The organism is Streptomyces sp. NPDC048639 (genome assembly GCF_043199075.1).
In the GTDB taxonomy this organism is placed as follows: domain Bacteria; phylum Actinomycetota; class Actinomycetes; order Streptomycetales; family Streptomycetaceae; genus Streptomyces.
The window spans coordinates 251,810-271,360 of record NZ_JBICVP010000005.1; the positions used below are offsets into that span (position 1 = coordinate 251,810).

Here is a 19,551-nt window from a genome sequence, read left to right on the forward strand (position 1 = left end):
AAACGATAATCGTTTTCATTGTCATGTGATGCCCCACCACCGAGACGGACCGTGAGACCCGTGAACTCCCCCGAAACCAGCCCCACTTCCCGTCGCACCGCTCTGATCTGCGCCTCCGCCGCCGTCGTGATGTCGCTCACGCCGACCCCGGTCGTGCACGCTTCGGTCACGCAGGACCCGATCGCTCGGACATCGGCTCCGGGGGTGGAGCCTCCGCGCTTCGCCGAGTGCCCTGCCGACGTCCCGACCCCGCCGGCACCGGAGCGGATCGAGTGCGCCACCCTGCACATGCCTCTGGACCGGCACCGCCCCGACGGACCCCGGATCGACCTCGCCGTCTCGCGCATCGCCGCATCGGGTCCTCCCTCCGAACGGCGTGGTGTGCTGTTGGTCAACCCCGGTGGGCCGGGCGGCTCCGGAGTCGGCTACGCCGCCACCAAGCGGGCCAAGCTCCCCGCGTCCGTACGCCGGTCCTTCGACGTCATCGGCTTCGACCCCCGTGGCACCGGGCGGAGTTCACCGGCGGACTGCGGCGACATGGGCGGGCTCTTCGACGCTCCAGGAGCCGACCCCGTGCCTCGCGGTGCAGCGGCCGAACGGGCGCACCGGGACATGCTCCGGCGCACCGCCGACGACTGCGCGGCCGGGACCCGGGCGGCGCTCCCTCACCTCGACACCGAGAACACCGCCCACGACATGGACGTCATCCGCGCCGCGCTCGGCGAGCAGCGCATCAGCTTCCTCGGCGTCAGCTACGGGTCGTACCTCGGCGCCGCCTACGCCGCCCACTATCCCCGGCGGGTGGACCGGATGGTGCTCGACAGCGTCGTCGGGCCAGAGGACTGGCACGACTTCGACCAGCGCCAGGCCAGGGCCATGCTGCGACAGCGCATGACCTTCTTCGACTGGGTGGCGGCCCACTCCGACCGATTTCGCCTCGGCACCACCCGCGCCTCGGTGCGCGCCGCCTACGCACGCGCCCGCCATGGACTCGCTTCTCGCCCTGTCGACGGCTTCGGCCCCGCCGAGTTCGACCGTGCTGTCTACCGGGCACTCGGCCGCACCGAACGGTGGACCGGTCTCGGCGACGGGATCCGCGGCTATCTCACGCACGGATCGGTCGAGGGGCTGCGTCCCGCGGAGCCGTTCGAGGGCTCGGATTCGCGCCGCTACGAAGCCGCGAATCGCGCCGTCAAGTGCGCTGACGGCCCCGGCCCTTCACCATCGCGGGTCGCGGCGGACCTGCACCGGCTCCGCACGCTCGACCCGATGCCGGTACTGACCGGGATGGAGTCATGGGCCTGTGCGTACTGGCACCACCGCCCCTCTCACCGCACCGCTCTCGGCTCCCCCGACGCTCCTCCCCTCCTGCTGATCGCCTCCGCCCACGACCCCGTGACCCCGGTCTCCGGTGCTCACGCCCTGCGTCGGAAGCTGCCGGGCTCCCGGATCGTCACCCTGCACGACGACTTCTCGCACGGTGTCTTCGCCAGCCGCGGCAACGCCTGCGTCGACGGAACGGCCGCGGCCTATCTCGTCGATGGCACGGTCCCCCGCCGGGACGTCGACTGCCAGGGCCCCGGGCTGCCCGATCCCGCACAGCTCGTGCCACCCGCCACGGCCTCGCGGCGCGGCCTCATGGACACGCCGCACCGGCCCGGCCGCCATCTGCGTGCCCGCCCTGCCGGGAGGACTGATCTAGTGTTGCGCCGCGGTGGCACGACATGAGGAGACGACGCAATGACGAACCCGGCGGAACGCCTCGTCGACCTGCTGGACCTGGAGCAGATCGAGGTCAACATCTTCCGCGGTCGCAGCCCCGACGAGTCACTGCAGCGGGTGTTCGGCGGGCAGGTCGCCGGACAGGCGCTGGTGGCCGCCGGGCGGACCACGGACGGGCAGCGCCCGGTGCACTCCTTGCATGCCTATTTCCTCCGTCCGGGCAGGCCGGGCGTACCGATCGTCTACCAGGTCGAACGCGTACGGGACGGGCGGTCCTTCACCACCCGCCGGGTGGTGGCCGTGCAGCAGGGCCGCACCATCTTCAATCTGACGGCCTCCTTCCATCAGCCGGAGCAGGGCATCGAGCAGCAGTTGCCCATGCCGGATGTGCCGGGGCCCGAGGAACTGCCCACGCTGCCCGATGAGATCCGGCAGCACTTGGGCGAACTGCCGGAAGCACTCGAGCGCATGGCCCGGCGCCAGCCCTTCGACATCCGCTACGTGGAACGCCTGCGGTGGACGAAGGAAGAGCTGGAGGGGGCCGAGCCGCGCAGTGCCGTGTGGATGCGGGCGGTGGGACCGCTGGGCGACGACCCGCTCGTCCACACCTGCGCCCTCACCTACGCGAGCGACATGATGCTGCTGGACGCGGTCCGTGTGCCGGTCGAACCCCTCTGGGGTTCACGAGGGTTCGACATCGCGTCGCTGGACCACGCGATGTGGTTCCACCACCCCTTCCGCGCGGACGAGTGGTTCGTCTACCAGCAGGAGTCCCCCATCGCCACGGGTGCCCGGGGACTGGCACGCGGCCAGATCTTCGACCGGCAGGGCCGGCTCCTGGTCTCCGTCATGCAGGAGGGACTCTTCCGCAAGCTGGACGACTGACGGCTCGCACCTGCGCGGGGGACGTGCCCGCACCCCCGTTGGCCGGCTCACCCCGCGGCGCCCCGTCCATACCCGCGTGGGCGCTCGGCCGCGGTCTTCTGCTCCGTGGCCCCCGTGCCCGTCGCCGCGCGGTCCGTGCCCTCATCGTCCCGTTCGACGCGGCGCAGCCAAGCCCTCCAGCCCCGGGGACGACTCGCCCGCGGTCCGCCCGGCGACCGGCCGTCCTCCGGTGGGACGGAAAAGCGGTCGGTGTCCCCAAGTAGCGGGCTTCCGGCTTCCGGTGAGGTCTCCCCGGGCAGAGGGGCCGAGCGGACGGTCCTGGCCTCGTCCAGTGCGTACGCCAACGACAAGCGGATCCACAGGATTTCGTCCGGGTCGTCGGCCCTGATCAGCCGCTCGACCACCTCCCGGGTCGCGGTCGAGACGGCCCGGTCGGACGCCAGTGCCGGACGCAGTTTCCGCAGATACGCCCGCTCGTAGGGATCCTCGACGATCTCGGCCAGCTCATCCGGGGGCAGCAGAGCCGCGGGGACCGCCGCGCGCCCCCACGGGTCGTCGGTCTGCCGGGCGAGCTGCCCCACGCGGCGACTGCGCCAGTTCCGAGCGCGCCAGTCCTCCCCGGCGTCCAGCAGGGCCTTGAGGTTCTTCGGCATGCTGCCGGTCAGCATGCCGGGCTCCCGCTCGGCGAACGCCCGCAATTCCACGGCCGGATAGAGCCAGACGACGGCGCGGTAGCGGTTGACGTAGAACGCCACGGGGCTCAGCAGACCCACCCGCGCCAGGCGCCCGAAGCGCTCCTGGGTGATCCCCATCAGCCCCGCGGCATCGGCCGTCCCGACCACCCGCACACGCTCGCGCAGACAGTCGGGAAAGCCCCCCTCCTCTTGCAGCCGCGTCACCTCCGCACGCGGCACGCGTCGACCGGCACCCGCGGGGGCGGGGACGGTCCGCACCTCCTCGAGCTGCACCGCGATCTCCAACTCCCGCGGCTTGAGGCCCAGCTCCCCGGCGGCGCTGCGGAACGCGAAGGACGCTTCAGCGACCCCCCGATCCGCGCCACCCGGACCTCCGACCCCCCGATGTGCGCCACCTCGCGCGGCCGGAACCCGGGGCGCGATGCCCGCGTCCACGCCGGCCTTCTCCGCGGTGCGCTTCTCCTGAACTGCCATGACGGTCTCCCCCGTAAGGTCCGATCACTCTCGGTGACGACCGTAGCCCGGAAGACCGACCCACCGCTCCCCCTGTGGATAACTCCGTCGGACCCTCAGTCCCCGCCCGGACCTCCGCTCCCGAAACCGTCGCCCCCCACGGTCCTGCCCTGCTGCCTGACGGCGACCCCGAGGTGTTCGCCCACCCGGTTGACCAGCAGTGTCATCTCGTAGGCGACCTGCCCGATATCGGCGTCGGCCGTGCCGAGAACACAGAGACAGCTACCCTCCCCTGCGGCTGTCACGAACAGCACGCCGTCGTCGAACTCGATCATCGTCTGCCGCACGCTCCCCGCCCTGAAGTGCAGCCCCGAGCCCTTCGCCAGACTGTGCAGGCCCGATGACACCGCCGCGAGGTGCTCGGCGTCCTCACGCTCGAGCCCCTCACTGGCCGCCGTCACCAGTCCGTCGTTCGACAGGACCAGCGCGTGGCGTACCGATCCGACCCGCTGCGTCAGATCCTCCACGAGCCAGTCGAGCCCCTTGCCCAATGCCATGTGCGTCCCTCCGCCTCCCCGTACGGCAGTTCGCTTCAACTGACGTGAAGCCTGTCCCACGTAGGCCGTACGGGCAACCCGTCATGCGAGGTGGTAGCCGTACCGTGTCCGAGGTCGGCATATGACAGAGGATGGCGGCATGGCACACACAATGACCCAGGACGAATGGCACGCCTTTGTCTCCGAGGGGACGCGCACCGCAAAGCTGTCGACCGTGCGCGCCGACGGCAGCCCGCATGTCGCTCCCGTGTGGTTCGTGCTCGACGGGGACGATCTCGTTCTCACCACGCACAAGGAGACCGCCAAGGGCCGCAATCTGCTGCGCGACAACCGCGTGGCGGTCTGCGTGGACGACGAGCGTCCGCCGTTCTCGTTCGTCTCGATCCGGGGCCGGGCCGAGGCCACGGAGGACACCCAGGAACTCCTTCACTGGGCGACGCGCATCGCCGGCCGCTACATGGGGGCGGACCAGGCCGAGGCGTACGGCAAGCGCAACGCCGTGCCGGGCGAGCTCGTCGTCCGGGTGCGCGTGGACAGCGTCGCCGCCAAGGCCGCCCTCGCCGAGTAGACCGGGCCGGGCGCGGCGGCACGTTCGACCGGTCCGGCGGGACGGCCATGGCGGCACGCGTCGGGGCGAGGCGCTATCCCACGGACTCGAGCAGCCGGGCGGTGTGGACCCGCCCGGCGGCGTACTCGACCAGCCTGATCAGCACCTCCTTCCCCGAGTCACGGTCCCTTGCGTCGCACAGCACCACCGGTGTGCCCCTGTCGAGGTCGAGGGCCTGCGACACCTCGTGCGCTCCGTAGGCACGCGCCCCGGCAAAGCAGTTGACCGCCACCACGAACGGGATGGCCCGGCGCTCGAAGAAGTCCACGGCCGGGAAGGAGTCTTCGAGCCTGCGCGTATCGGCGAGGACGACCGCCCCCAGCGTGCCGGTCGCCAGTTCGTCCCACAGGAACCAGAACCGGTCCTGACCGGGCGTACCGAACAGGTAGAGCGACAGCCCCGACCGGATCGTGATGCGCCCGAAGTCCATGGCCACCGTCGTGGTGGTCTTCCGTTCGAGGCCCGCGAGGTCGTCGACACCTCGGCCGGCCTCGCTGAGCCGTTCCTCCGTGCGCAGGGGGCGGATCTCGCTCACGGCTCCGACCAAGGTGGTCTTGCCGACCCCGAAGCCGCCGGCCACAAGGATCTTCAGCGCCAGCGCGTCGGCGGCCCGGGCGTCGGCATCGGCCGTATCGCGGTCGGCCGGGTCTCTGTTCTCAGAGCGCACGGAGTCCATCGATCACTTCTCTCAGGATGTTCTCGTCGGGGAGCCGGGCCGGGGGTACGGGCCGGCGAACGGTGATGCAGGCAAGGTCGAGCAGGTCGCCGAGCAGGACGCGGACGACGCCCACCGGCAGGTCGGCGTCGGCGGACAGTTCGGCGACCGAGAGGGTCCGGGTGTCGCAGAGGCCCAGCAGCGCGCGGTGTTCGGGCCCCAGCCGGGCCGTCTCCGCGTCGATCGCGTCCGCGTCCCCGGTGACCAGTGCGATGAGGTCGAGAGGGACGCCACCGGTGCCGGGGCTGGTGCGTCCGCCCGTCATCGCGTACGGGCGGACGAGGGGCCCGGCCTCGGCGTCGTACCACCGGCCGGCTCCCTGGGGCGGCCGGATGCCGTGGTGCGTCCGGCCGTCGTGGTCGTGTGCCATGTCGATGCGCGTGGTCAGCCCGTGGCAGGGGGCTGGGTTTCCGCGAAGCGGGACGGGGAGTGCAGATGCTCGCCGACACGCTTGACCAGCCGGGCCATCTCGTAGGCGATCAGGCCCACATCGGCGCTGACGCTGCTGAGGACGGCGAGGCAGGAGCCGTCGCCGGCAGCCGCGACGAAGAGGAAGCCGCTGTCCATCTCGACCATCGTCTGCCGCACCCTGCCGAACCGGAAGTGGCGTCCGGCGCCTTTGGCGAGGCTGTGGAAGCCCGAGGCGACGGCGGCCAGATGCTCGGCGTCCTCACGGCTGAGCCGGTCCGAAGCTCCCACCGCCAGGCCGTCGTTGGAGAGCACCACCGCGTGCCGGACGTCCCTGATCCGGGTGGTCAGATCGTCCAGCAGCCAGTCGAGTTCGCCGGACGAGTACGGAGCATCGGTCGTACGGTCCTCGGTCATTCTTGGTCTCCTTCACTCGCTCCGGCGGCGGAGGCGCCGCCGCGGATCCACCCGTTACGAAAGGCCGTCATGCGGTCGCGGACCTGCTCCGGTGTGCGGTCCCCGGGTTCTTCACGGGAACCGGCAGGCGCGTCCCGCTCCTCGGGCTCCGGGGCCGTACGCAACTGGGGTGCGAGGCTGGCCTGACGGATCCGGCGCGGGAGACCGCTGTCGCCGGGGGCGGAAGCGGTGCCGCCCTCCGGGGTCGCAGAGGTCCGGGAACGCGGCGAACTCCGGGGAGTTCGCGCGGGCAGGCCGGGGCGCGGGGCGGGTTCCGCCGTACCGTCGCCGGAGTCCCCGGCGTCATCGGTCCCGCCGGAATCACGGGCCACGGGTTCGCATGAGCCTGTGACGTCGTACGCCCGAGCGGCCGGTCCGAACGGAGAGACGGCCCGTTCGGACGGGGTCACCGCTTCGTGCGGGAACACGCCCGGCGCCAACGGTGCTGTCCGGCCGGACGACACGGGGCCGGACGACACGGGGCCAGACGAGGCGGGGCCGTACGAGGCGGGGGCGCACGAGGCGGGGTAGCGGCCCACCGGACTCGTGGCCAGAGGGTCCGGGGCCGTCCGGGGCCCGGGGACCCTTACGGGCCCACGCCCCAGGAGCCCCGTCTCGACCGCCCGCACCGGCACTTCGGCCCGATCGAGACCGTCCGGCACATGGTCGGGCACCAGGTCGGACAGTCCGTCAGCAACAGGTCCCTCACCATGCGGCCCCGCAGTCCCGGCTGCCGTGGCCGTACTCGCTCCTTCTCTCACCCCCGCCCTCTCCCCGCCCAACTGCGCGGCGGCCCGCAGCAACGACGGCGGCAGCAGGACCACGGCCGACGTACCGCCGTAGGGCGAGGGACGCAGGGAGACCTTCACCCCGTGCCGGGCGGCGAGCCTGCTCACCACGAACAGCCCGAGCCTGTCGCTGTCGACGAGGTCGAACGCTTCGGTCTCCGCGATACGGCGGTTGGCTGCGCGCAGCGTCTCCGTGCCCATGCCCAGTCCCCGGTCCTCGACCTCCAGGGCGAAGCCGTTGCCGACGAACTCACCGCTGACGCGGACCATGGTCTGCGGCGGGGAGAACTGGGCGGCGTTCTCGACGAGTTCGGCCAGGAGATGTGTCAGGTCGGCGACGGCGCCTCCGGCCACGGAGGCCTCCGGCAGCCGGCAGACCTCGATGCGCGGGTAGTCCTCGACCTCCGACACGGCGGCGCGCACGACGGTGGTCAGCGGCACGGGCAGCCGCCACGCCCGGCCCGGTGCCGCGCCGGAGAGGATGATCAGGCTCTCCGCGTGGCGGCGCATTCGCGTGGTGAGGTGGTCGAGGCGGAAGAGGTCCCCGAGTTCGCCCGGGTCCTCGGCTCGCCGCTCCATCCGGTCGAGCAGGGCGAGTTGGCGATGGACCAGGACCTGGCTGCGGCGGGCGAGGTTGACGAAGACCCCGGAGACACCGCTGGCGAGTTCGGCGCGTTCGGCCGCGGCCGTCAGGGCCGCCCGGTGGACGGAACCGAGCGCCTCGGCGACCTGGCCGATCTCGTCCACGGCAGGCGGCCCGTGGGGCACTTCGGCGTCGATGTCGATCTCCTTGCCCGTGCGTAGCCGTCTCATCGCCTGCGGCAGCTTGTGGCGGGCGAGTTCGAGCGCGTCGTTGCGCAGCGAGACCAGTTCGACGATCAGGTCGCGCCCGATGCGTACGGAGATGACGAGGGACGCGATCACGGCCGCGAGTCCGAGCAGCACCGCGGTCCCCGCGCCGGACAGCAGGCCGTGGGCCAGGGGGTCGGCGTTCCGGGCCCCCGAGGCGAACGCGCCGGTCTCCAGCTCGCGCAGGTCGGCCCGGAGCGTGTCGTACGACCCCTCCCAGGCTGCCGCCGACGCGGCGTCCGCCGCCTTGTGCCCCGGACCTAAGCGCAGCACGTCCTCCTCGACGGCGCGCACGCGGGCGTACGCCCTGCCCTCGGAGATGGCGCGCCACCGTGCGCGGTCCGCGCCGCGCAGGCCGGTCGCGGATGCTTCCTCGAAGGCGCGGCGCGCCTCCACGGTTCCGGTGAACCGGCTGTGGCGGGCGGGGTCGAACGTGCCCTTCAGCCGGCCTGCGGTGAGCAGAGCGTCCTCGCGGGCGAGGAGTTCGCGGGCGCGGGCGGTCTCCAGCAGGACGCGGGGATGCGTGGTCCGTCCGCCGCCCCGTACGTCGGCGACCTCTGCCAGGACGCCGGTCGCGGAGAGCGCGGACCCGACGACTCCGGTGTACGCGTCATAGGCGTCGTCCCAGCTGACCCTGCCGGCGGCGATCCGCTCACGCAGTCCGGAGAGGTCCGCGGCGCGGCCGACGAAGGCGTTCGTCCCGCGGACCGCGGTCGCGGGCAGACCCATGCCGTCGGCGACGGTGTGGCGGCCGCCGCGTCGCAGGCGATCCACAGCTCGTTCGGAGCGGCGCGCGCGGTCCGCGACGTACCCGGCGCTGTCCCCGTCCGGCTGCGCGAGATGCGCGAGGGCGGCCTTGCGTTCCTGCTGCAGGGCGTCCGCGGCGGCGGTGACGGGCGCGCGGACCTGGGTGTCGACGCGCCCCGACTGCCGCTGTCCGGCGATGTCCTGAGCAGTACGGACGGCGGCGAAGGCCCAGAAGGCCAGCAGCGAGACGACGGGGACCATCAGCAGGCAGAGGATCCTCGCTCGTACGCTGCGGGGCCGCAGCGTCCACCTGCTGCCGCGGGCGGCCGGTGGTGCGGGCCGTCCGGCGGCGTTCTCCCCGCCCCCAGCTATCCGCTCGTCGGCGGGTGGGCGGGCGTGCGCGCGTCGTCCGCGCGCCGGGGGCGCGGGATTCGGCGCGGCGGTGCCCGGTGTGCTGCGCGGGTTCGGCATGGCCTCCTCGTTCGGGTGCTCGGGCCGTGGCGGCCGGGACGGGGTTGGGCGTGCACGGGGGGGCGTGCACGGGGGCTCGGGTTGCGCGCCCGCGGGCGGGTGCGGGGCGAGGGAGGGCAGAGCGGACCGCTCGGCAGGCGGACCGAAGCGCGCCGCCTCCCGGCCCGCTGGACGGGCCGCGGGGACGGCCGTTGATCAGGCTCCGCTCAGGCGGCCTCCTGCGAGAGCCGCTGCGCCGCAGCACTGGCGGCCCGTTCCCGTGCCGTTGGTGACAGGGCGACGAAGGCCGAGGTGAGGAAGAGGTACGAGCCCAGCCCGACGGCGAGCGGAACGATGAACTGCATCGCCGGCACCCCCGGCAGTGGGCTGCCCGACGGCGTGACGCGCACGTGGACCGCGAGCATCCCCGTGTAGTGCATGCTGCTGACAGCCCCGCCCATGACGAGGGACGCTGCGGCGACCGCCACCGGGGCGCGGAGGGTGAGGGCCGCCCAGAGCGCCGCGGTCGCCGCGGCCACGGCGATGACGACGGAGAGGACTGCCGGCGCGAGGTCGTAGACGACGTCGCCGTGGAGCCGGAGGGCGGCCATCCCGATGTAGTGCATACCGGCCACCCCGATGCCGGTGGCGAGACCGCCGAACGCAAGAGCCCGCACGCGGTTGCGGGCGTATCCGATCGTGAAGAAGCCGATGCCCACGACCACCATGGACGTGACGAGGCTGAGGACGGTGAGCGGGACGTCGTAGCGGATCTCGGTGCCGCTGACGGCGAAGCCGAGCATGGCGGCGAAGTGCATCGTCCAGATGCCGGTGCCCATCGCGGATGCCGCGGTGATGAGCCAGTTACGGCGCGAGCGGCCCTCCGTCGCGAGCGCCCGCACGGTGCAGCGCAGCCCGAGGGCGGCTCCGGTGCAGGCCATCACGTACGACAGCGCGGGGGTGAGCCACCCGAAGGTGGCGTGGTCCAGGTGTCCCATGGCTCAGGGACGCTAGTCGCGCCGGTGATGCCCAGAAGGGGCGCATTTCGGAACCGAACGGAATTTGACACTGACACGTTCCCGAACGATCGAGCCGTGCTCGAACATGCGCACCGCACGGGTGTTTCATTGCGCATGCTGTGGCAGTTCAGATCCGGGCAGGGCGAGTCGGGGATCCGAGGAAAGGGCGCGTTCGGATCCCCGGGCAGCGCGTGGCCGCCCGAGCAGCGCTCCCCTGCCCCGCACGCCCCACCCGCCCCAGGGGCACCGCGCCCGGCCGCCCCCACGCGGCCGTGCGGTCTCGCGCGCGGGACCATAGGAGCCATGAACGCCGACCACACCCGTGTACGGGAGTTCTTCGCGCCCCGCGCCGACGGCTGGGACACCCGCTTCCCCGACGACGCGCCGGCCTTTGCCGCCGCGGTGGCGGAGCTGGGGCTGCGCCTGGGGGACGCGGTGCTCGACGCCGGCTGCGGAACCGGCCGGGCGCTGCCCGCGCTGCGCGAGGCCGTGGGCCCCGGCGGGACAGTGCTGGGCGCAGACCTCACGCCCGAGATGCTGCACGCCGCCGCCCGCGCGGGCCGCGACCGCAGCGCCGCCCTGGCACTCGCGGACGTCGCACGGCTGCCGCTGCGGGCGGCCTCGCTCGACGCGGCATTCGCCGCGGGGCTGGTGGCGCATCTGCCGGACCCGGGCGACGGACTGCGCGAACTGGCCCGGGTCGTGCGCCCCGACGGGTGGCTCGCGCTGTTCCACCCCATCGGCCGGGCCGCTCTCGCCGCCCGCCAGGGGCGGGAGATCACCTCGGACGATCTGCGGGCGGAAACCAACCTCGGCCCGCTGCTGAAGTCCGCGGGCTGGCACCTGGTCTCGTACGCGGACGAGGACGCCCGCTTCCTCGCCCTCGCCGTACGCCGCAGCCCCACCGCATAGGCGCCGCCCGTGCCGTGCCGGACCGCAGGACCGGCGGGGCGCGGGACCGCAGGACCGGCGGGCCGCGCGGGGCCTGCGGCCCCGTAGGGCCTGACCTGCCCGGGGACCGGCAGTGCGGACCGCGGGTGCCGGGCAGCGGCGGCTCCGCGTACGCCTCCCGCCGGACTCTCGACGGAAGCGTGAGCCAATGGTTAGTGTGCGCGCACCACTGAACATGAGAGGTGACCATGTCCGCGACAGACGAGGCCCAGGACGCCGGTGACGCCCTGTTCGTGCTGACCGCGGTGCTGCTCACGCCCGCGCAGTTCCCGAGCGTCCTCGGGGACGACTACCCGGAGGCGTGTTCCGTGCTCGGGCTCGAGCCGTACGCCGGTGGATACGGCCTGGTCCTCGGGCAGGACGGCGACGGCGCGCGATGGACGGTGGTCACCGATGACGTCTCCCTCGTCGCCTGCGCCATCGCGGCCTGGGACTGCGGCATGGAGTACGACCTCTCGCCCAGCGACCGCACCGTCATCGCCGCGCTGCCCGGCTGGCCGCTCGCCGTCGCCGTGGCCGCGCCCGACGTTCCGGCGCCGCACGACCCGGAACCCGACGCGGACGTGGACGAAGCCGAGTGGGAACTGCTGAGCCCACCCGACTCCGAGAGCTGGGGCCCGGCGCAGCGGCGGCTGGGGGCCGACGAGATCGCGCTCCAGTGGGCCGCCTGGCGCGAACAGATCGACGACGAGGCCGAGTTCGGGGCGGCGGGGGCGAAGCGGGAAGCGGACGGCGGGAACGACGAGGAGCTCGCGTCGGCCACGGAGCAGACGTCCGGAACGGCGTCGGCGGGGGAAGCAGAGCACGAGCCGGGCGAGGAGGACGAACCGTCCACCGGGCAGGACTCCGACGCGGCACAGGATTCCGACGCGGGGGACGACGCATCGCCGGAACCGGACGCCCCGCGGGAACCGGCCGAGGAGCAAGAACCGGCCGAGCACCAGCAGGAGGACGGCACGGCATCGTCCTCCGCGAAGGCAGCGGTGCGCAGGGTCCTCGACGAGGCGCGCGGCTACCTCGACGCACCCCCGCCGCCCGGCCGCATCCGCTCCGCGTTCGCCTCGGGCGACGCCCGTACGCTGCGGGTCGACGGGCCCGGCTGGAGCATGGTGGCCCGGACCGACGACATCGCCTTCATCCTTCTCGACGAGGAGCCCGGCGAGGTCCTGCCGGTGGGCCGGGGCCCCGAACTCCCGGGCCTGCTCAAGGCCCTCGACGAGCTGGCCGTACGGCCCTCCTGACCTGCGGACCCCTGTTGCACGTCCCCCGGCCCCGCGTCTAATGTCCCGCTTGGACCCAAGAATCCATCGATGACGGCCGGGGGGCGGAAGAGTGGCCAGTGCTGTGCCCACGGCAGAGCGCGCCTATCTGTACACCAAGGGCCGGATTCTCGACGGCGTTCTCGCGGGCGGTGAGCTGATCAGCGAGGGCATGGTCTCCGAGGCTCTCGGCATCAGCCGTACGCCGGTGCGCGAGGCGTTTCTGCGGCTGGAGGCCGAGGGACTGCTGCGCCTCTATCCCAAGCGCGGAGCCGTGGTCGTACCGGTGTCGGCCCAAGAGGTCGAGGCGGTCCTGGAGACGCGCGAGGTGGTCGAGTCCTTCGCGGCGGAGAAGGTCGCCGGGCTCGGACAGGCCGCGATGGACCGTCTGGTGAAGGCGTTGCGCGAGCAGCTCGAGGAGCAGGCGCAGTTGCGCGCGGCGGGCGACGGCAGGGGATTCGTCGCCGCCGACCAGGCGTTCCACCAGCTCATCGTCGCCGCGGCGGACAACGCGATCCTGCTGGACCTCTACGCCGGACTGCGCGACCGCCAGCAGCGGATGGGGCTGTGGGCCCTGGTCAACGACCACGACCGGCTGCGCGTGACCAACGAGGAGCACATCCGGCTCGTGGACCTGCTCGAGCAGGGCGACCTGGCCGCCTACCGCACGGCACTGCGCGAGCACCTGGGCGGCACCCGCGCCGCGGTCCTCCACCGTGAGCCCGGCGGCGCGAGCGAAGGCACCGACACCGGCGCCGCCTGATCAGGCGGACACCGGGCTCCGCGGAACGCCGAACCTCCGCAGTACGCCGGGCCTCCTCGGCACCCCCCTGGCCCCCGCAGTACGCCGGGCAGCCAAGGCGGGCGGGAGGACGGACTGCGCGCGCCCCGGACTCCTCAGCCTGGCACCATCCAGCCCAGCACCGGCGTCGACTGCAGCCAGACCAGGACGCACATCACCAGCAGCAGTGCGAGGCTCCAGCCCACGACCTTCCGCAGGATCTCCGCCTCGCGGCCGCCGAGTCCCGTGGCGGCCGCGGCGATGGCGAGGTTCTGCGGGGAGAGCATCTTGCCGAGGACGCCTCCGGAACTGTTGGCCGACGCCAGGAGTTCGGGGCTGAGTCCCGAACTCTTCGCGGCGGTCACCTGCAACGTCCCGAACAGCGCGTTGGCCGAGGTGTCGGATCCGCTGACGGCGACGCCGAGCCAGCCGAGCACCGGTGAGAGGAAGGCCAGACCGCTTCCCGCGCCCGCGATCCAGTGCCCGATGGTGGCGGTCTGCCCGGACAGGTTCATCACGTAGGCGAGGGCGAGCACGGCGGCGACGGTGAGGATGGCCCAGCGCAATTGGTGGAGCGTACGGCCGTAGGCGCGGACGGCGACGGACGGTCGTACGGACAGCAGGGCCGCGGTGATGACGCCGCTGAGCAGGAGCAGCGTGCCGGTCGCGGGGAGCCAGTTGAACTTGAAGACCATGGCGCCGCTCGGCTCTCCGCTCACCGGGTCGGCCACATCCAGGCCGGGCCAGGAGAATTCGACCGATCCGTGCTCCAGCAGTGACTTCACGGGGCCGAGTTGGGCGAGGGCGAAGACGACGATGATGACGACGTACGGCAGGTACGCCTTGACGGCGGCTCCGGGACGGTCCTGGGCCTCGGCGGTCGCACGCGCGCGCTCCACGAGAGCCGGGTCGGCGTCCTCGCTGCCGCCCGCGATGACGGGCGGCGGCTGCAGTCCTCGCCCCTTGCCGGCCGGCACACCGGTGCCCGTCACCCGCATGACGAGGACGAGGACGCCTACGGCCGCGAGCGCGGCGACCACGTCCGTCAGCTCCACCGAGACGTAGTTGGAGCAGGCGAACTGGGCCAGCGCGAAGGCCAGTCCGCAGGAGAGCGCCGGCAGCCAGGTCTCCTTCACGCCGCGCCGCCCGTCGACCAGGAACACGAGCAGGACGGGCACGATGGCGGCGAGAACGGGCGTCTGGCGTCCCACGGTGGAGGAGATGTCCTCCAGCGGAAGGCCGGTGATCTGGGCCAGGGTGATGACGGGGGTGCCCATGGCACCGAAGGCGACGGGCGCGGTGTTGGCGACCAGGGCCACGGTGGCGGCTTTGAAGGGGCGGAAGCCCAGGGCGATGAGCATCACCGAGCTGATGGCGACGGGGGCGCCGAATCCGGCGAGGGCTTCGAGCAGGGCGCCGAAGCAGAAGGCGACGATGACGGCCTGAAGGCGCTGGTCGTCGGAGAGACGGCTGAAGGACCTGCGCAGCACTTCGAAGTGGCCGGTGTCGACCGTCATCTGGTAGATCCAGAGCGCGTTGACGACGATCCACATGATCGGGAACAGCCCGAAGACCGCTCCTTCGGCGGCGGAGCCGAGCGCCTGGCCCGACGGCATCTCGTAGACCGCCACGGCCACGATGAGGGACGTGGCCAGCGCGGCGAGCGCGGACCAGTGCGCCGCGAGGCGGACCACACCCAGGAGGACGAAGAAGACGATCAGGGGCATGGTCGCGGCGAGCGCCGACCAGGCCAGTGACTCGCCCAGGGGATCGAGGACGGGCTGGAACACGGGAACCTCCGGTACGGGGACGGGCCTCGGAGTTGGGTTCAGGGGGCGGGCTCGGGCTGGAGGGACGGGGAGTCGGGAGCGGGGCGGGAGTCGGGAGCGAGGTCGGGGGTTCGGGGGCCGGGGCGGGTACGGGGGTTCGGGGGTGGGGTCACCAGGGCTTGACGCCCCGGATGGATGCGTCGATGACCTGGACCGGGTGCAGCACGGGCAGTTCGCGGTCCAGGTGCCGGGCGATCTGGAGCAGGCAGCCGGGGTTGGCCGTCACGACCGCGTCCGGGGCGGCCGCCCGGATGTTGCCGGCCTTCCGGCGCCCCAGTTCCTCGGCCGCCTCGGGCTGCACCAGGTTGTAGATGCCGGCCGATCCGCAGCACATGCCGGATTCGGGGATGTCGGTCACGTCCAGCTCCGGCACCGTCCGCAGAACGGCGCGCGGCTGGTCCCGGATGCCCTGGGCATGGGCGAGGTGGCAGGCGTCGTGGTAGGCGAGCCGGGCAGGTACGGGGTGGCGGGGAGCCACCGGGCCGAGTTCGTCGAGCAGTTCGGACACGTCCCGTACCTTGGCCGCGAACTGCGCTGCCCGCTCCCGGTAGTCCGGGTCGTCGGCGAGCAGCCGGCCGTACTCCTTGAGGGCCGAACCGCAGCCCGCCACGTTCACCACGACCGCGTCGACGCCGAGCGGTTCGAAGATGTCGATGAGGCGGCGTGCGCGGGCGGCGGCCTCGTCCGCCCGCCCCGCGTGTTCGCTGAGGGCGCCGCAGCAGCCCTGCGCCCGGGGGGCGACCACATCGCATCCCTCCGCGGTGAGGACCCGGACCGTGGCCTCGTTGACGTGGGCGAAGAAGACCTGCTGGACGCAGCCGGTGACCATGCCGACCGTACGCCGGGCGGTGGAGCGGGCCGGGCTGTGCGCGGGAGTCCTGCGGAGCGCCGAGCGCAGCGGGACGTCGGGCATCAGGGCCTCCAGGGCGCGGAGGCGGGCGGGCAGTCGGCGCAGGAGTCCGCTGCGGTCGAGGGCGTTCCGGATCCGCAGGCGCCGGTAGAGCGCGCCGAGCACGGCGGCGGGGCGCAGCCGTCGCGGGTAGGGGAAGAGCCGGAAGACGAGTTCGCGGAACGCGCGGTCGGAACGGGTTCGGGCCCAGTTGCGTTCGATCTGCGGGCGCACGCTCTCGATGAGCCGGTCGTACTGCACCCCGGACGGACAGGCCGTCACACAGGCCATGCACCCCAGGCAACTGTCGAAGTGGCCGACCGCCGCGGCGTCCAGGGGCGCCTCCCCTTGGCCGATCAGCTTGATCTGGTAGATGCGGCCGCGCGGCGACTGCATCTCCTCTCCCGTCAGGGCGTAGGTGGGGCAGGCGGGCAGACAGAAGCCGCAGTGCACACAGTCGGAGACGAGTTCCTGCGCGGGCGGGTGGTGTGCGTCGAAGCCCTGGGCACCCGCGGCCCCTTGTGGTGCCGCGGCCGCCCGGGGCGTTGTGGCTGCCCGGGGTTCCGCGCCGCTCTCACCGTGCGAGGTCATGTCGCGCTCCTCCGGGGTCGGTTGAGTCCACTGCCGTTGTCCGTCGGTCCACGGGCGGTCCGTGTGAGAGGTGAACGGGCTTGCGGTTCCGGGGACTTGTGGGCAGCCGGGAGAGCCCCGGCGTGTACGGCCGGGTGGACGGGGCGGGAGGATCCGGGCACGGTCGCCGCTTCAGAACCAGGGGGCGAATCGGCCGGGAGCACAGCGGTCCTCTGGATCGAACCGGCGCTTGAGCGCGCGGAGAAGAGGTGCGGTGGACGGCGCCTGCCCCCAGGCTCCGGCCCGGGACTCGACGCCCTCCCGCCGCCGGCGCAGGGTCACCGTGCCGCCCCGCGCCAGTACGGCATCGCGCCAGGTGGTGAGGCAGGCGGCGTGCCCCACGGCGTCCCCGCCCCGCAGCCGTACGGTGTGCACGCCCACCGCTACACTGCTGCACAACTCCGCCTTCACGCCGTTGCTCGCGGCGATGTCGCCCAGGACACGGGCGAGTTCGGGCAGGTGTGCCGGGCGGGTGGCGGCGCGCAGGACGGTGTCGCCCTCCTCTCCGGTCACCAGAGGCGCGAGCCGTGCCCAGGCCGCGTGCTCGTCCGCGCCGTCCAGAACGCGCCCCCCGGCAAGCCGGGGGATGGCGTCGGCGAGCCGTACGCGGGTGGCCGTTCCGGCGACGGTGCCGTGGAAGCGGACGAGCAGCCGACTGCCGTTCCACTCCGCGGCGACGGGTTCGAGGGGTGAGTGCAGGGCGGCGCGGGCCGCGGCGAGCGCCTGCTCGGCATCGGCGGCGGGAAGGTCGAGCGTGGCGCTCACCTGGGGCAACGGATGGACGCGAAGGGTGAGTTCGGCCAGCAGCCCGAAGACGCCGAGCGAACCGGTGAACAGCTTGGCCAGGTCGTAGCCGGCGACGTTCTTGATGACGCCTCCGCCCGTACGGACCACGGAGCCGTCGGCGAGGATGAGTGTCGCCCCGATGACCAGGCCGCCGAGGCCTCCGAAGGCCGGAAGCCGCGGGCCGGAGTCATTGGTGGCCAGCAGCCCGCCGAGCGTCGCGCCGGCGAGCGCGGCCGGTGGGTCGAGGGGCAGCCACTGTCCTTCCGGAGCGAGCAGTTCCTGCAGCCGCGTCAGGGGCATGCCTGCCTGCACGGTGACCGTCCAGTCCCCGGGCGCATGGCTGATGGGCCGGTCGAGTCCGGCGGTCTCCACGACGAGGTCCGTACGCGTCGGACGGCCGCCCCAGGACAGCTTGGTACCGGCGCCCGTGAAGAGCAGCGTCTGCCGGTCCACTGCCGCCCGGCCCAGGACGTCGGCGGCATCGGCGAGCGACGCGGGCCGGACACGGGCGGGGCCGGGTGCCGTGCGGGTGTCGGGCCGCACCACCGCCGGGGATTCATCGGCCATGGCTGCTCACCACCTCTCGATGACGCCGGCGGACTCCAGAGGATGCGGCCGGTACGGTCCCGGGCGTTCGCCGCACAACCGCGGTGTGGGCAGGACCTTTCCGGGGTTGGCGAGTCCGTCCGGGTCGAAGGCGGTGCGCACGCGCCGCATGGCGGCCAGGTCGTCCTCGCCGAACATCCGTGGCATGGAGCAGGCCTTGTCGAGGCCGATTCCGTGCTCTCCGCTGAGCGAGCCGCCCAGCTCGACGCACATCTCGGCGATGTCCTTGGAGAGTTGCTCCGCTCGCTCGGCTTCGCCGGCGCGGCTGTCGAAGAGGACGAGCGGATGGAGGTTGCCGTCGCCGGCGTGGAAGACGTTGGCCACGCGAAGGCCCGCTTCCCGTCCCATCGCGGCGATACGGGTGAGGGCTTCGGCGAGCCGGGTCCGGGGCACGACGCCGTCCTGCACGAGATAGTCGGGGCTGATCCGTCCCACCGCCGCGAAGGCCGCCTTGCGCCCCTTCCAGATCAGGGCGCGCTCGTGCGGGTCCTCGGCGATGCGCACCGATGTGGTGCCCTGTTCACGGCAGAGTGCGACGACCCGTTCGAACTGCTCGTCGCACTCCTGCTCCAGACCGTCGAGTTCGACGACCAGGGCGGCGGCGGTGTCGCGGCTGTAGCCGGCGCCCACCGCGGCCTCGCACGCCTCGATGGCGAGGGCGTCGAGCATCTCCACGGCCGCCGGGGTGATTCCGGCCGCCATGATGGCGCTCACCGCCTCGCCCGCCTGTTCCACCGTCGAGAAGTCGGCGACGAGGGTCCGTACGCTCTCCGGGATGCGCAGCAGCCGGACGGTGATCTCGGTGGCGATGCCCAGCGTCCCCTCGGAACCGATGAACAGGCCGCGCAGGTCCGGGCCCGCGGTCTCAGGGGCGTCGCCGCCGAGGTCGACGACCGAGCCGTCCGGGAGCACGACGCGGAGTGCCGTCACGTGATGGACGGTGAATCCGTACTTCACGCAGTGGGCGCCACCGGAGTTCTCCGCGACATTGCCTCCGATGGTGCAGACGATCTGGCTGGAGGGGTCCGGGGCGTAGTAGAGGCCGCAGGGTGCGGCGAGTTCGGAGATCTCGGCGTTGGTGACGCCGGGTTGGAGGACCATGCGCCGGTCCTCGGGGTCGAACTCCAGCACCCGGCGCATCCGGGCCAGCGAGATCACGACGCCCCGGGCCACGGGTACGGCGCCGCCGGACAGTCCCGTGCCCGCGCCGCGGGCGACGAAGGGGATCTCCGCGTCGGCGCAGAGGGACACGGCCGCCGCGACGTCCTCGGTGGTGCCGGGCAGCAGGACCAGTGCGGGGACTTCGCGGAAGCCGGTCAGTCCGTCGCACTCGTACGTCCGCAGCTCGAGCGGATCGTGGAGGACCGCGCCGGGGCCGAGGGCGTCCTCGAACTTCCGGCGCAGCGCGTCGTCGATCATGGTGCCGCGGCCTCCTGATCACGTGACAGAACGGCGACAGCGCCCATGAA

At 72.8% G+C, this 19,551-nt stretch carries 17 protein-coding genes; 6 read left to right on the forward strand and 11 right to left on the reverse strand.

Going from position 1 to position 19,551, the window contains the following annotated elements; all coding sequences use genetic code 11:
* Positions 1–60: 60 nt before the first annotated feature.
* On the forward strand, positions 61–1,728 hold the full coding sequence (locus ACGFNH_RS15990; protein WP_393653991.1) for an alpha/beta fold hydrolase: 1,668 nt from the start codon (positions 61–63) through the stop codon (positions 1,726–1,728).
* 12 nt (positions 1,729–1,740) lie between these two features.
* On the forward strand, positions 1,741–2,607 hold the full coding sequence (locus ACGFNH_RS15995; protein ID WP_393653993.1) for an acyl-CoA thioesterase: 867 nt from the start codon (positions 1,741–1,743) through the stop codon (positions 2,605–2,607).
* Positions 2,608–2,654: 47 nt separating this feature from the next.
* Here ACGFNH_RS15995 and ACGFNH_RS16000 read toward each other — a convergent pair whose 3' ends face one another.
* Together ACGFNH_RS16000 and ACGFNH_RS16005 are read right to left on the reverse strand one after the other, a co-directional pair.
* A complete protein-coding gene (locus tag ACGFNH_RS16000) occupies positions 2,655–3,776 on the reverse strand; it encodes a DUF6397 family protein (RefSeq protein ID WP_393653995.1) in 1,122 nt (373 codons plus the stop codon).
* 95 nt (positions 3,777–3,871) lie between these two features.
* The gene (locus ACGFNH_RS16005) at positions 3,872–4,312 is read right to left on the reverse strand and encodes a roadblock/LC7 domain-containing protein (protein ID WP_393653997.1); all 441 of its coding nucleotides are present in this window, start codon (positions 4,310–4,312) and stop codon (positions 3,872–3,874) included.
* 139 nt (positions 4,313–4,451) lie between these two features.
* On the opposite strand from ACGFNH_RS16005, the gene ACGFNH_RS16010 reads away from it, so the two are divergent.
* A complete protein-coding gene (locus tag ACGFNH_RS16010) occupies positions 4,452–4,880 on the forward strand; it encodes a PPOX class F420-dependent oxidoreductase (protein ID WP_393653999.1) in 429 nt (142 codons plus the stop codon).
* Between the two features lie 73 nt (positions 4,881–4,953).
* On the opposite strand, the gene ACGFNH_RS16015 is transcribed toward ACGFNH_RS16010, so the two are convergent.
* The 5 genes from ACGFNH_RS16015 to ACGFNH_RS16035 all read right to left on the reverse strand — a co-directional run bounded on the left by ACGFNH_RS16015 (position 4,954) and on the right by ACGFNH_RS16035 (position 10,330).
* Complete coding sequence (locus ACGFNH_RS16015) at positions 4,954–5,595, reverse strand: ATP/GTP-binding protein (protein ID WP_393654001.1); 642 nt, start codon at positions 5,593–5,595, stop codon at positions 4,954–4,956.
* The gene (locus ACGFNH_RS16020; protein WP_393654002.1) at positions 5,576–6,004 is read right to left on the reverse strand and encodes a DUF742 domain-containing protein; all 429 of its coding nucleotides are present in this window, start codon (positions 6,002–6,004) and stop codon (positions 5,576–5,578) included. The genes ACGFNH_RS16015 and ACGFNH_RS16020 overlap by 20 nt, the downstream gene beginning before the upstream one ends.
* A 14-nt stretch (positions 6,005–6,018) precedes the next feature.
* Positions 6,019–6,459 carry a roadblock/LC7 domain-containing protein gene (locus ACGFNH_RS16025; protein WP_393654004.1) on the reverse strand — a complete coding sequence of 147 codons (441 nt, stop codon included), beginning with the start codon at positions 6,457–6,459 and terminating at the stop codon, positions 6,019–6,021.
* Positions 6,456–9,353, reverse strand: a complete 2,898-nt coding sequence (locus tag ACGFNH_RS16030; protein WP_393654006.1) for a nitrate- and nitrite sensing domain-containing protein — start codon at positions 9,351–9,353, stop codon at positions 6,456–6,458. Before ACGFNH_RS16030 ends, ACGFNH_RS16025 begins: the two co-directional genes overlap by 4 nt.
* Before the next feature lie 206 nt (positions 9,354–9,559).
* Positions 9,560–10,330, reverse strand: a complete 771-nt coding sequence (locus ACGFNH_RS16035; protein ID WP_393654008.1) for an MHYT domain-containing protein — start codon at positions 10,328–10,330, stop codon at positions 9,560–9,562.
* 324 nt (positions 10,331–10,654) lie between these two features.
* On the opposite strand from ACGFNH_RS16035, the gene ACGFNH_RS16040 reads away from it, so the two are divergent.
* The 3 genes from ACGFNH_RS16040 (at position 10,655) to ACGFNH_RS16050 (ending at position 13,324) form a co-directional block, all read left to right on the forward strand.
* On the forward strand, positions 10,655–11,263 hold the full coding sequence (locus ACGFNH_RS16040) for a class I SAM-dependent methyltransferase (RefSeq protein WP_393654010.1): 609 nt from the start codon (positions 10,655–10,657) through the stop codon (positions 11,261–11,263).
* A gap of 227 nt (positions 11,264–11,490) precedes the next feature.
* The gene (locus ACGFNH_RS16045) at positions 11,491–12,543 is read left to right on the forward strand and encodes a hypothetical protein (protein WP_393654012.1); all 1,053 of its coding nucleotides are present in this window, start codon (positions 11,491–11,493) and stop codon (positions 12,541–12,543) included.
* A gap of 103 nt (positions 12,544–12,646) precedes the next feature.
* Positions 12,647–13,324 carry a GntR family transcriptional regulator gene (locus ACGFNH_RS16050; protein WP_393654014.1) on the forward strand — a complete coding sequence of 226 codons (678 nt, stop codon included), beginning with the start codon at positions 12,647–12,649 and terminating at the stop codon, positions 13,322–13,324.
* Between the two features lie 134 nt (positions 13,325–13,458).
* Here the strand turns inward: ACGFNH_RS16050 and ACGFNH_RS16055 are convergent, their stop codons facing one another.
* The 4 genes from ACGFNH_RS16055 to ACGFNH_RS16070 form a co-directional block, all read right to left on the reverse strand.
* On the reverse strand, positions 13,459–15,132 hold the full coding sequence (locus ACGFNH_RS16055; RefSeq protein ID WP_393654016.1) for an L-lactate permease: 1,674 nt from the start codon (positions 15,130–15,132) through the stop codon (positions 13,459–13,461).
* A 148-nt stretch (positions 15,133–15,280) separates the two neighbouring features.
* Positions 15,281–16,651, reverse strand: coding sequence for a (Fe-S)-binding protein (locus ACGFNH_RS16060; protein WP_393654018.1), 1,371 nt, complete (start codon positions 16,649–16,651; stop codon positions 15,281–15,283).
* A gap of 171 nt (positions 16,652–16,822) precedes the next feature.
* Positions 16,823–18,043: an FAD-binding oxidoreductase gene (locus ACGFNH_RS16065; RefSeq protein WP_393654020.1), complete on the reverse strand. Its 1,221-nt coding sequence runs from the start codon at positions 18,041–18,043 to the stop codon at positions 16,823–16,825.
* Between the two features lie 6 nt (positions 18,044–18,049).
* Positions 18,050–19,501 carry an FAD-binding oxidoreductase gene (locus ACGFNH_RS16070; RefSeq protein ID WP_393654022.1) on the reverse strand — a complete coding sequence of 484 codons (1,452 nt, stop codon included), beginning with the start codon at positions 19,499–19,501 and terminating at the stop codon, positions 18,050–18,052.
* Between the last annotated feature and the right edge of the window lie 50 nt (positions 19,502–19,551).